Origin of the sequence: Telluria sp. B2 (genome assembly GCF_051789535.1) — a bacterium.
Classification (GTDB): Bacteria; Pseudomonadota; Gammaproteobacteria; order Burkholderiales; family Burkholderiaceae_D; genus Telluria.
The window spans coordinates 5,444,220-5,456,115 of the sequence record NZ_CP196525.1 but is presented as its reverse complement, the minus strand read 5'-3'; the positions used below and the strand labels follow the sequence as shown (position 1 = coordinate 5,456,115).

The window sequence follows — 11,896 nt, the reverse complement described above, 5'->3', positions numbered from 1 at the left end:
GTGTGCGGCTAATTGATACGTAACACGCTATTTTACCTGTCTTCGCGAAAGTTATCCACAGGTGATCCAGAGTTTTTCGCGCAGCGCTGGGGATAAAAGCAAAGTTATCTACATCCGGAAACAACAGGCGCCTTGACAGCAGGTCGGCAAGTAGGGTCTAATTCAGGGTTCCCTGTCCGCCCGCCTGCTCAGCCCTCCTCCGATGGTTGAGAAATGCACGGACTAGCTGTGGCGTGACGCTGGCTTAACGTAGCGAACTGTCATTGGCGCCGATTCCTGACGAACAGACGTCAGACCCGATTTTGCATACTATTTTGCTTTAAGCGAGACCACCATGAAACGTACTTACCAACCTTCCGTCGTTCGTCGCAAGCGTACGCACGGCTTCCGCGCACGTATGGCTACCCGTGGTGGCCGCCAGGTTCTGAACGCACGCCGCGCCAAGGGCCGCAAGCGTCTGGCTGTCTAAGCCAGCCGCGCCCCGGTCGACCGCGGTCACATGACAGGCGAAGGTTCGCACGACTTCGCGCGCGCTCGGCGCATTCTGAAAACGGATGAATTTTCATCCGTTTTTCGTTTGCGGCCCACGCAAAAATCCGCGCATTTCGTGCTCTACACCCGCCCCAGCCCGCTGCCGCATGCGCGGCTGGGCATCGTCGCGGCCAAACGCTTTGCGCCGCGCGCGGTCACCCGCAACACCATCAAGCGCGTCACGCGCGAACTGTTCCGTACCAGCGAACTGCAGTCGCTCGACTGCATCGTGCGCCTGGCGCGTCCGGTGAATACCAAGGACGGGCCGGCCACCACGACGGCGCTCAAGCGCCTGCTGCGCACGGAACTGTCGCGCCTGTTCGCCTCGCAGCGCCCGCGCAAGCCGGCTCCGGCGAAGGCGGCGGTGCCGGCGCCCGCGGTGGCGGCACAGGCTGCCCCATCTTCATCATCATGAAAACCCTGCTCATCTGGATCGTGCGTGCCTACCGGCTCGTGCTGTCCCCGATGCTCGGGCAGAACTGCCGTTTCTATCCTTCCTGTTCCTGCTATGCCATCGAGGCGCTCCAGACCCATGGCGCGCTGCGCGGCAGCTGGCTGACGGTGCGCCGCCTCGGCCGCTGCCATCCCTGGAACGAAGGCGGGCACGACCCCGTGCCGCCCGCACGGCACAAGCATTCTCACTCAGCCGCTTGCGGTTGCAACCACTCCTGACGAATACCTCAATGGAAATCAACAAACGTACCATTCTGTGGATTGTCTTCGCCGTCTCGTTAGTCGTCCTTTGGAACAACTGGATGGTGTCGAACGGTAAGCAGTCGATGTTCTCGCCCGCACCGCCGGCCAAGGTCGCCCAGGCGCCAGCCACCAACGGCACCACCGGCGTGCCCGCCGCCCCGGCCCAGCCGGGCACCGTGCCGAACGCCGCACCAGGCCAGCCGGCCGCCCCGGCGCCGGTGCGCGCCGAGCGCATCACCATCACCACCGACGTGGTGAAGGCCGACATCGACACCATGGGCGGCGTGATCCGCCGCCTCGAGCTGCTGCAGTACCCGGACCACTTCGACAAGACCAAGAACCAGGTCCTGTTCGACGTGTCGGGCAACAACGTCTATCTGGGCCAGACCGGTTTGATCGGCACCACCCCGGCCGGCGTCCTGCCGAACCACAACACGCCTTTCGTGGCGCGTCCAGGTGTGCGCACCATCGACGGCAACAACCAGGTGCAACTCGTCCTCGAAGCCGAGCAGGGTGGCGTGAAGCTGACCAAGACCTTCACCTTCAAGCGCGGCGACTACGTGATCGACGTGCGCCACGACGTCACGAACCTGACCGCGGCGCCGGTCCAGCCTGCGCTCTACCTGCAGCTCCAGCACGACGGCAACAAGCCGCCGGGCGACTCCTGGTTCACCCCGAGCTTCACCGGCCCGACCCTGTGGACCCCGGAAGACAAATACCAGAAGCTGAGCTTCGAGAACATCGAGAAGAACAAGGCCGAGCACTCGACCAAGTCGAACGGCGGCTGGGTGGCGGTCTCGCAGCACTTCTTCGTGTCGGCCTTCATTCCGAGCGAAAACACCCCGCGCGACATCTTCACCAAGAAGATCGCGACCAACCTGTACGCGATCGGCACCGTCCAGTCGCTGGGCACCGTGGCGCCGGGCGCGACCGTCTCGAACACCGCGCGCCTGTACTCGGGCCCGCAGGACGAGAAGAAGCTCGAGACCATCACCCCGGGCCTGGAGCTGGTGAAGGATTACGGCATGTTCGCGATCATCGCCAAGCCGCTGTTCTGGATCATGGACCACATCCACCAGCTGCTGGGCAACTGGGGCTGGACCATCATCGCCTTCACCATCCTGATCAAGCTGGCCTTCTTCCCGCTGTCGGCCGCCGGCTACCGCAGCATGGCGAAGATGCGCGTGGTGACGCCGAAGATGCAGGCGATCCGCGAACGCTTCAAGAACGATCCGGTCAAGATGCAGCAGGCCACCATGGAGCTGTACAAGGCCGAGAAAATCAACCCGCTGGGCGGCTGCCTGCCGATCCTGATCCAGATGCCGGTGTTCCTGGCCCTGTACTACGTGCTGCAGGCCTCGGTCGAGATGCGCGGCGCGCCGTGGATCGGCTGGATCACCGACCTGACCCAGCCTGACCCGTTCTTCATCCTGCCAGTGCTGTACGCGATCTCGATGTTCGTCACCGCCAAGCTGAACCCGCAGCCGGCCGACCCGATGCAGGCGAAGATGATGCTGTTCATGCCGCTGGCATTCTCGGTCATGTTCGTGTTCTTCCCGTCGGGCCTGGTGCTGTACTGGGTGGTCAACAACCTGGTGTCGATCGCCCAGCAGTGGGTCATCACCAAGAAGTTCGAGCCGAAGAAGTAATTCGTTCCGGCCTCAAGGAAAGCCCGTGGAAAACCACGGGCTTTTTTTATCATCTACAATTTCCGCATGAAGCTTGATACCTCCCCCATCGCCGCCATCGCCACCGCACCGGGACGCGGCGGCATCGGCGTCGTCCGCGCCTCGGGCAAGGCGCTCGGTCCCCTGATCGAATCCCTGTTCCCCGGCACGACCCTGGCGCCGCGCCACGCCACCTATATCCCGTTCAAGTCGGGCGACGGCAGCGTCATCGACCAGGGCCTGGCCCTGTATTTCAAGGCGCCGCATTCCTATACCGGCGAAGACGTGCTGGAACTGCAGGGCCACGGCGGCCCGGTCGTGCTGCAGATGCTGCTGGCACGCGTGCTGGAAGCGGGGGCCGAGCACGGCCTGCGCCTGGCCGAGCCGGGCGAATTCACGCGCCGCGCCTACCTGAACGACAAGCTCGACCTGGCCCAGGCCGAGGCCGTGGCCGACCTGATCGACGCCTCGACCGAAGCCGCGGCGAAATCCGCCTCGCAGTCGCTGTCCGGCGCCTTCTCGCAAGTCGTGCACCGGCTGGTCGAGCAGACCATCAACCTGCGCATGCTGGTCGAGGCGACGCTGGATTTCCCGGAAGAGGAAATCGACTTCCTGGAGAAATCGAACGCCCGCGGCCAGCTGGCCGGCATCATTGACTCGCTCGAACACGTCTTCCGCCAGGCGGCGCAAGGCGCCCTGCTGCGCGAGGGCCTGAACGTGGTGCTGGTCGGGCAGCCGAACGTCGGTAAGTCCTCGCTCCTGAATGCGCTGGCCGGGGCCGAGGTAGCGATCGTCACGCCGATCGCCGGCACCACCCGCGACAAGGTCAGCGAAACCATCCAGATCGAGGGTATTCCGCTGAACATCATCGACACCGCGGGCATCCGCGCGATCGACGAGGGCATCGACGTGGTCGAGCGCATCGGCATCGAGCGCACCTGGGGAGAAGTCGGCAAGGCGGACGTGATCCTGCACCTGCTGGACGCCAACCTGGGCCCGAGCGCGGCCGACGAGCAAATCGTCGCCGCCTTCCCGGCCGGCGTGCCGGTGGTGCGCATCTGGAACAAGATCGACCTGTCGGGACACCGCGCCACGGTCGACCAGGCGGCGGACGCGACCCATATCTACCTGTCGGCCAACGAAAAGACCGGGATCGACCTGCTGCGCGCGGAACTGCTGCGCATCGCCGGCTGGCAGCAGACGGGCGAATCGCTGTATCTCGCGCGCGAGCGTCACCTGATCGCCCTGCGCGCGGCGCGCCGCCACCTCGATGTGGCGGCCCAGCACGCGGCGCAGGACGACCAGTCGCTGGACCTGTTCGCGGAAGAGCTGCGCCTGGCCCAGGATCAGCTGTCGAGTATTACGGGCGAGTTCACGCCGGATGATTTATTGGGCGTGATTTTCAGCCGCTTCTGTATCGGCAAATAAGCGTTTGTTTTTCGTAGGGTGGGCACCTGTGCCCACGCGGTCTCACCGGGTGAGCATTACGAATGCTTCCGTCAAGCCGCAATCGGTGTGCAACTGCCGTACCGCGTGGACACAGGTGTCCACCCTACAAAACTATAAAAGCCACACATCACCGATCACGTCGCCCAGCCGCGCGCACGCGAGCTCCCGCCGCTTCATGCTAGGCTCTACCCCAGCGAACACAGGAGCACTCATGACCGACCCCCATGCACGCCGCCGGCGCATTCTGCTGGCAACCCTGGCCGTCTCGGGCGCCGCCCTGCTGGCCTCCTGCGCCAGCCTGCTCGGCCCGCGCGAAGTCGACCTGCCGCTGTCGAAGCTGCAATCCAGCCTCGACCGCCGCTTCCCGATGGACAACCGCATGCTCGAGCTGTTCGACGTGCGCCTGACACGCCCGCAGTTGGCGGTGCACGAAGGCGACCGCGTCTCGCTCACCGTCGACGCCACCGTCGCCCAGTCCTTCCTGCGCCGGCCGCTCGCCGGCAGCCTGGCGTTTTCCGGGCGCCTCTACGTCGACCCGGCCAGGAGCGGCGTTTTCATGGCCGAACCGCGCATCGAGCGCTTCGCCATAGCCGGGCTGGACGAGTCGGTGCAGCGCCAGCTGGCGCGCGCCGCCAACGGCCTGATGGACCAGCTCGTTCTCGACATCCCCGTCTATACCTTCCGCATGGACGAGCTGCGCTATGCCGGCGTGCAGTACGTGCCAACCCGTATCGCCACCACGGCGAGCGGCCTGCGCGTATCGCTCGAACCCGCCCAGCCGCGCTGAACGCTGTTACAAATCCGGTCCCGTTGAAGGCCGCGCACGATTGACGCAGGCCCTGTATTTGTTATCAATAATGCTATGATTTCCGCACCCGAGAACACTGGCGTCCGTACTGCGCCCGGCGGTGGAAGAAGGTGTTGTTCGGTTGCCGCAAGCCTGCAATTCCTTGCGGATGGCGTTGCGGATGCGCCGGGTTCGGCGCACACTGGGCATCGAATGGCTGTGGCAGCGCTGCCGGTGCGGGCTCCCGGATTGCGCTTTCTCATGCCTGGGATGTTCCGCTGAAGTAATCTTGCTTTACGGATTGACGTGCTGCGGTGGGGGGGATCTTGGAAACGATACAAGAGAGTTTGCCGAACGAAAGCGTGATGGCTGAGCCATTGGCGGCCTCTGCCGCGCGCACCATGCCGACGCGCCTGAGTCTGCCGGCCAAGGGTTCCTGCTGGTATTGCGAGAAACCGCTCGACAGCGTGCGCCGCTTTTGCGGAAAAGGCTGCGCCGACTCGTTCGACGAAGAGGCCGAATACACGCGCTGAAAGCGCGCTCCTCCAGCGCGCCAATCAACCCCATGGCGGCCTTGCATCGCTCGCCGTAGCGGGCGTGCTGTCTCCTGGCGCGTCGCCTCGTCTCCAGGCTTGATTTTCAGGTTGCGCCAGAGGCGCTCAGCTTTTACTCCCGGCCCGCCCGGACCGTTCGAGCAGCGCCAGGGCACGCTCGAAATCGAAGTCCGCGACCGCGGCGCCGAGCCTGCCGTATTCCTCTTCTCCCAGTTCCGCAACCAGCACATCGCGCGCCTGCTCGACCAGGTCGACGGCTTCGCCATCGCCAATATCGAGCAGGGTGCGCAGGCGGGCCACCACATCGTCGCTGCCCACCAGGCGTGGCGCCGGCACGCCGGACTCGGCCAGGCCGGGCATCGCGTCGAGTTCACGCAAGACGTGCGCCAGTTCGGCATCGAGGCGCGCGAACGACGTCCCGAGACTGGTCGCGCCGGCTGTTCCGGCGGCCGGCGCCCGCAGGGCCGCTTCCAGCGCCAGTGCCGCCGCGTGCAGGGAAGGCGCCTCGATCATCCCGGCCGCACCCTTGAGCGTGTGGACCAGGCGCTGGGCCAGCATCAGGTTGCCGGTCTCGATGGCGGTGCCGATGGCGCCGCCGGCACTACGGTAGTCGTGGCGAAAGCGCGCCAGCGCGCGCAGGTAGACCGGGCGGTTGCCCATCAGGCGCTCGACGCCGGCTTCGACATCCACCAGCGGCGCGGGCGCGGCGCCCGCTGCCGCCGGCTTCGTGATGGCCGGGTCCGGCTTGTTCATCGCGGATCAGCGGGCCGTCGTGAACGACCAGTTGCGGCTGACCGCCGAGCCATCGACCGTGCCGGCGAAGGTCACGTCGTAGGTCGTGCCGGCCACCAGCGGCGAGAGCGGCACGATCGCGGCCGAGGAGCGTCCGGTGTGCGTGTCGTTCGCATTGCTCAGCAGGCGCGTCGCCAGGTCGGCGCCGCCGCGTGGGCGCACGGTGAAGGTTTGCACCACGACCGGCGCGTTGATGTTGGCGTGCACGCTGATCGGATAGCCGACTTCGTTGCGGTCGGGGACCGGGTCGGGCGATTCGGTGTCGCTGAAGAAGTTACGCGGTACGCCGGTCTGGGTATCGAAAGGCCAGACCGCGACCTGGCCGCGCGCCAGGCCCGTGCCGTAGCCGTTGTTGGCGGTGAAGTTGGCGGTGAAATAGCTGCGGCCGGTGCCCGAGGTCGCCGCGCCGGTGCCGACTTCCTTGAACACCGGCTCGAAGATGACGAAGCGGTGGTAGACCGCGGTGATCAGTTCCTCGGCCATGTATTGCCCGGAGTTGTTCGACGCCGCCGAGATCACTTCGCCATAGGCACGCGCGGCGCTGGTGTTGAACACGTAGCCGGCGGCGGCCAGGCGGTCGGCCAGGGTAGCGCCGGTGAAGCCCTCGCGCCCTGGAGTCTGCTCGTGCGAAATGGTGTTGTTGATGCGCTGGTAGTCCGAATGGCCTTGCGCCGCGATGTCGATCACGGTGCTGTGGGTGAGCGTGGACAGGCCGACCTGGGCGCGGCGGAAGTTCAGCCATTCGCGGCCATCGAGCGCGATATTGCCGGTCAGCGCAGGCGCACCGGGCTGCGTCGGTATGCCCGAGACCGGCGGGGCGGGGGTGAGCGGATCGGGATTCGTGGTCCCCGGCGGCGCATTGCCGCTGGGGGGCGCGCTCGGGGCCGGGCTGTCGCCGCCGCCGCCGCCGCCGCACGCGGCCAGGGCCAGGGCGGTGACGCATCCCGCCAGTATTGTCCGCGCGCGAAGGATTTCGCTCATCCGTAACTCCTGATATGAATCAAATCTGTGGATGCACATTCTAGGACAAATCCAAAACGCATGACTCCAGCGCCGTGCGCGACCGTGCCGCTCTTGCCACTGTAGAATACGGCCATCTTTCCCACGTCCGGACACCAATTGAACCAGCCCCGACCCAAGCGCCTGGCGCGCGCCAAGTTTGCCCTGCCGAGTTTCGTCACCCTGCTGTCGATCGCCTGCGGTTTCGGCAGTATCGTCATCTCGGTCGACAACGCCCAGGTCGGCGCCCCGGGCGACTTCCGGCTGGCCGCCATCCTGCTGGTGCTGGCCGGCGTGTTCGACGCGCTCGACGGCTTCGTTGCGCGCGCCACCAACACCCAGTCCAGCTTCGGCGTCCAGCTCGACTCCATCGCCGACGTCATGAACTTTGGCTGCGCGCCCGGCCTGCTGCTGTACTGCTACGGTTTCGCCCAGCTCGGCGCGGCGCACCCGACCATCGTGCGCATGGGCGGCCTGGCCTGCTTCATCTTCGTTGCCTGCGGCGCGCTGCGCCTGGCGCGCTTCAACGTTTCGGTCGGCAAGACCGATCCTCGCTACTTCGTCGGCATGCCGATCACGGCGGGCGCGGCCTGCGTCGCCTCCGTCGTTGTCGCCTGGCCCGACCCGGTCGTCAACACCGCCCAGGCGTTTGCCGTGATGGCGCTGATGGTCGCCATCGGCACGCTGATGGTGTCGACTGTACGCTTTCCTAGCAGCAAGCAAAAGTTGACCAAAGGAATGTACATCGTCCTGGCTGTGGCGGTCCTGTTGCTGATCATATTGCAGACGCGCTTTTTCGTGCTCTTCTTCCTGCTCTACATCTGCGCCACGCTGTTGCTCAACATCGCCTGGCAGAGCGGCTGGCGCGGCATTGCGCCGCCCAAGGTCTACGACGAAGACGAGGCGCAGGTCTAAGCAAATTTGTCGAGCAGGGCCGCCAGCCGCGCCGCCGTGGCGCGCGCGTCCTCGAGATTGTCGGCCTGCTCGCTATGGGTCACGACGGTCGCCGTGAGCAGTTGAACGAACGAGCGGTCGAGCGCCTTGCGCGCCGCCGCCATCTGCTGGGCGACGGCCTCGCAATCCGAGGGCTCGGCCGCCAGCGCGATCAGCTTCTGGACCCCGCGCAACTGGCCCTCGATGCGGGCCAGGCGATTGAGCAGGTCCTTCTTCTGCTGGGCTGTCAGCGCGCGGCCCTCGATGATCTTGACCCCTTCCGCCATGGCGTCCTCAGGCCACTTCGTGTCCGCGCGCCGCGCGCAGGATCGCGAACCAGTCGGCGCGGTCGAGCGCGATGCCGGTCGCGGCGACCGCGGCGGCCACCGATTCGATGCGTCCGCTGCCGGTCAGCGGCAGCGGACGGCTCGGCAGCGCCATGATCCAGGCGAACACCACGCTGGCGAAGGACTGATTGATGCGGTCAGCCACTTCCTGGATGGTGGCGCGCAAGTTGACGATGCGCGGGTCGTTCGAGGTGAACAGGCGCCCGCCGCCGAGCGGCGACCAGATCATCGGCGCCACGCCCAGGTCCTGCAGGCCGTCGAAGGTCTCGTCGAACATCGGCGCGGTGTGCAGCGGCGAGAATTCGACCTGGTTCGTCGCCAGCGGCACGCGCCGGTTCAGCGCCTCGAACTGGTGGCGGGTGAAGTTCGACACGCCGACATGGCGCACCTTGCCGTCCTGCTGCAGGCGGGTGAAGGCTTCGGCGACCTCGTCGAAGTTCATCAGGGGATCCGGGCGGTGGATCAGCAGCAGGTCGAGGTGGTCGGTGCCGAGCTGGCGCAGCGACTGTTCGGCGGAAGCGACGATGTGTTCGAAACTGGTGTCGTAATGCTGGATCGTGTGCTCGGGGCGCTTCGAGGAAATCAGCTTGATGCCGCACTTGCTGACGATCTCGATCCGGTCGCGCAGCGAGGGCTGTGCGCGCAGGGCTTCGCCGAACAGGGTCTCGACGCCGTAGTCGCCGTAGATGTCGGCATGGTCGAAACTCGTCACACCCAGCGCGATGCATTCCTCGATGAAGGCGACGCGCGACGACACCGGCATGTTCCATTCGCCCATGCGCCACATGCCGGCGACGATGCGCGACAGTGCGAGGCCATCGCGGCGGGTGGCGATGCGAGGGCAGGTGAGGGAAGGCTGGGTCATCGGGGGTGCTTTCTTGCTTATACGGTAACAAGGCATTATAGCGGCGGCAGCCTGGCGGCGTCGCCGCATGCAACGTGGTGCAGACCCGTAGGGTGGACGGCTCCACCCGTGAATGAGTGCGCCTGCGGCAGGGATGCCGTCCACGCGTTCAACGATCCTCCGAACCGCCGCGGCAGATCATCCGTTCGTTGAACGCGTGGACGGCGCAAACGCTGACAACGAGCAAGCACCTGGTGGAGCCGTCCACCCTACGGGGCAGCAGCCCTGTCCTCGGTCGTAGAAAACAAAACGCCCGCCGGGCGAACCGGGCGGGCGTTGCAGGAAGCACCTATGCAAGCAAACTAAGCGCTTACTTCATCCAGAGGCGCATCGAGTCCCAGGCGCGGCCGAAAACCGAGGCTTCCGACACTTCTTCCAGCGCCACGACCGGCAGCACCAGCAGCGGCTTGCCGTCGACCATCATCTTCAGGGTGCCGACGCGGCCGTTCTTCGGCAGCGGGGCGACCAGCGGGTCCTTGCGCTCGAGCACAGGCTTGAGCTTGCCGGCGACGCCCTTCGGCACCGTCACCAGGACGTCGTTGGTGAAGCCGATCTTCACGTTCGACTGCGAACCCTTCCACACTTCCGGCGTGGCCACGGCCTGGCCCTTCGAATACAGCTTGACGGTGTCGAAGTTCTGGAAGCCCCAGTTCAGGAGCTTCTGGCTTTCCTGGGTACGCGCGCCATCCGAGCTGGCGCCGGACAGCACCGAGATCAGGCGGCGTTCGCCGCTGTTGCCGTTCGGGCGGCGGGCCGAGGCGATCATGCTGTAGCCCGAGGCGTCGGTGTGGCCGGTCTTCATGCCGTCCACCGTCGGGTCCAGCCACAGCAGGCGGTTGCGGTTCTGCTGGGTGATCTTGTTGTAGGTGAACTGCTTGACCGAGTCGATCTTGTAGAACTCGGGGAAGTCGCGGATCACGTGGGTGGCCAGGGTGGCCAGGTCCTGCGCGGTCGAGTAGTTGTCCGGGCTCGGCAGGCCGTGCGGGTTGGCGAACTTCGTGTTCTTCAGGCCCAGGCGCTGGGCTTCGCGGTTCATCAGCGTGACGAAGGTGCCTTCGTCGCCGGCGACCGCTTCGGCCAGCGCGACGGCGGCATCGTTACCAGACTGCACCATCAGGCCATGCAGCAGGTCGCTGATGCTGACCGGGGTGGCCGGATCGATGAACATCTTCGAGCTGCTCGAATCGACTTTCCAGGCGCGGGTCGACACATTGACCATCTGGTTCAGGGTCAGCTTCTTGTCGCGGATCGCCTGGAAGGTGACGTAGGCCGTCATGATCTTGGTCAGCGATGCCGGCTCGATACGCAGGTTCGGGTCCTGGGCCGCGATGACCTGGCCGCTGGTGGCGTCGAGCAACAGCCACGATTTCGCCGCGATCTGGGGCGCGGGCACGGTTTGCGCACTGGCCGATACCATCAGCAGGCTGGCGGCCACGGCCGCAATCAGTTTTTTCATGGGAGCTAAAGTCTAAGTCAGTGGGGTGGTGAAGCGCAGGCAATGCCTGTCAAGACATTGCCCGGAGAAAAAAGAAGAGCCTAATTATAGGCCAGTGCCGCCGCCAACAGTACAGTCTTCACGCAGCCTTAATACAAGCTTAATTGTCGCGGCGCCACATCTGGATGACGAGGTTCTTGATCGGATTGAGGCGGCGGTGGAAGAAGTGGTCGGCGCCGGGGATCACGATCACCGGGATTTCCAGGGGCCGCGCCCAGTCGAACACCATTTGCAGCGTGATGGTGTCGTCCTGCTCGCCGTGGATCAGGATGGTGTCTTCGGGCACCGCCGGCATCGGCCACTTGCCGGCAGCGGTGCCGACCAGCACCATGCGCTCGACCGACTTGCCCTCGGCCGCGAGGCGCGCCTGCAGCTGCGCCTGCACGAAGGTGCCGAAAGAGAAACCCGACAGCGCGACCGGCAGGCCCGGATACTGTTCCTGCATGTGGTCCAGCATGACCTGCATGTCGTCGACTTCGCCGTGGCCGCGGTCGTGCTCGCCCTCGGACTCGCCGACGCCGCGGAAGTTGAAGCGCGCGGTCGCATAGCCGAGCGTAACAAAAGTGCGCGCCAGCGTCTGCGTGACCTTGTTTTCCATCGTGCCGCCGTACAGCGGATGCGGATGGGCCACCAGCGCGATGCCGCGCGGCGCCTCTTCCGGCAGGTCGAGCAGGCATTCCATCTTGCCGGCGTGGCCGGTCAGGTAAAACTTTTTCGAAAACTTGTTCATGTAAATACAGGG

The 11,896-nt window shown here is 65.4% G+C and carries 14 protein-coding genes; 8 read left to right on the top strand and 6 right to left on the bottom strand.

Features of this window, described 5'->3' with window-relative positions; translation table 11 throughout:
* Positions 1 to 334 precede the first annotated feature (334 nt).
* From rpmH to ACSUZJ_RS24045, 7 genes are all read left to right on the top strand, one after another.
* Positions 335 to 469 carry a 50S ribosomal protein L34 gene (gene rpmH, locus ACSUZJ_RS24075; RefSeq protein WP_040378179.1) on the top strand — a complete coding sequence of 45 codons (135 nt, stop codon included), beginning with the start codon at positions 335 to 337 and terminating at the stop codon, positions 467 to 469.
* Between the two features lie 30 nt (positions 470 to 499).
* Complete coding sequence (gene rnpA, locus ACSUZJ_RS24070) at positions 500 to 946, top strand: ribonuclease P protein component (protein WP_499412194.1); 447 nt, start codon at positions 500 to 502, stop codon at positions 944 to 946.
* Positions 943 to 1,203: a membrane protein insertion efficiency factor YidD gene (gene yidD / locus ACSUZJ_RS24065; protein WP_499412192.1), complete on the top strand. Its 261-nt coding sequence runs from the start codon at positions 943 to 945 to the stop codon at positions 1,201 to 1,203. Before rnpA ends, yidD begins: the two co-directional genes overlap by 4 nt.
* An 11-nt stretch (positions 1,204 to 1,214) precedes the next feature.
* Positions 1,215 to 2,876 (top strand): membrane protein insertase YidC, encoded by a 1,662-nt coding sequence (yidC, locus tag ACSUZJ_RS24060; protein ID WP_499412190.1) that lies wholly within the window; start codon positions 1,215 to 1,217, stop codon positions 2,874 to 2,876.
* A gap of 66 nt (positions 2,877 to 2,942) precedes the next feature.
* A complete protein-coding gene (mnmE, locus tag ACSUZJ_RS24055; protein WP_499412188.1) occupies positions 2,943 to 4,322 on the top strand; it encodes a tRNA uridine-5-carboxymethylaminomethyl(34) synthesis GTPase MnmE in 1,380 nt (459 codons plus the stop codon).
* 232 nt (positions 4,323 to 4,554) lie between these two features.
* A complete protein-coding gene (locus ACSUZJ_RS24050; RefSeq protein ID WP_499412187.1) occupies positions 4,555 to 5,130 on the top strand; it encodes a DUF1439 domain-containing protein in 576 nt (191 codons plus the stop codon).
* Positions 5,131 to 5,495: 365 nt separating this feature from the next.
* Positions 5,496 to 5,663: a hypothetical protein gene (locus ACSUZJ_RS24045; protein WP_499412185.1), complete on the top strand. Its 168-nt coding sequence runs from the start codon at positions 5,496 to 5,498 to the stop codon at positions 5,661 to 5,663.
* A gap of 126 nt (positions 5,664 to 5,789) precedes the next feature.
* On the opposite strand, the gene ACSUZJ_RS24040 is transcribed toward ACSUZJ_RS24045, so the two are convergent.
* Together ACSUZJ_RS24040 and ACSUZJ_RS24035 are read right to left on the bottom strand one after the other, a co-directional pair.
* Entirely contained in the window at positions 5,790 to 6,437 is a 648-nt protein-coding gene (locus ACSUZJ_RS24040) for an Hpt domain-containing protein (RefSeq protein ID WP_499412183.1), read from the bottom strand.
* 6 nt (positions 6,438 to 6,443) lie between these two features.
* On the bottom strand, positions 6,444 to 7,457 hold the full coding sequence (locus ACSUZJ_RS24035; protein WP_499412182.1) for a CAP domain-containing protein: 1,014 nt from the start codon (positions 7,455 to 7,457) through the stop codon (positions 6,444 to 6,446).
* 138 nt (positions 7,458 to 7,595) lie between these two features.
* On the opposite strand from ACSUZJ_RS24035, the gene pssA reads away from it, so the two are divergent.
* A complete protein-coding gene (pssA, locus tag ACSUZJ_RS24030) occupies positions 7,596 to 8,390 on the top strand; it encodes a CDP-diacylglycerol--serine O-phosphatidyltransferase (RefSeq protein ID WP_499412181.1) in 795 nt (264 codons plus the stop codon).
* Here pssA and ACSUZJ_RS24025 read toward each other — a convergent pair.
* The 4 genes from ACSUZJ_RS24025 to ACSUZJ_RS24010 all read right to left on the bottom strand — a co-directional run bounded on the left by ACSUZJ_RS24025 (position 8,387) and on the right by ACSUZJ_RS24010 (position 11,884).
* A complete protein-coding gene (locus ACSUZJ_RS24025; protein ID WP_499412180.1) occupies positions 8,387 to 8,695 on the bottom strand; it encodes a metal-sensitive transcriptional regulator in 309 nt (102 codons plus the stop codon). The two genes, pssA and ACSUZJ_RS24025, sit on opposite strands and share 4 nt — an antisense overlap.
* Before the next feature lie 7 nt (positions 8,696 to 8,702).
* Positions 8,703 to 9,620, bottom strand: coding sequence for an aldo/keto reductase (locus ACSUZJ_RS24020; protein ID WP_499412178.1), 918 nt, complete (start codon positions 9,618 to 9,620; stop codon positions 8,703 to 8,705).
* A gap of 349 nt (positions 9,621 to 9,969) precedes the next feature.
* The gene (locus tag ACSUZJ_RS24015; RefSeq protein ID WP_499412177.1) at positions 9,970 to 11,115 is read right to left on the bottom strand and encodes a D-alanyl-D-alanine carboxypeptidase family protein; all 1,146 of its coding nucleotides are present in this window, start codon (positions 11,113 to 11,115) and stop codon (positions 9,970 to 9,972) included.
* Between the two features lie 139 nt (positions 11,116 to 11,254).
* Positions 11,255 to 11,884, bottom strand: a complete 630-nt coding sequence (locus ACSUZJ_RS24010) for an alpha/beta hydrolase (RefSeq protein WP_499412176.1) — start codon at positions 11,882 to 11,884, stop codon at positions 11,255 to 11,257.
* Positions 11,885 to 11,896 lie beyond the last annotated feature (12 nt).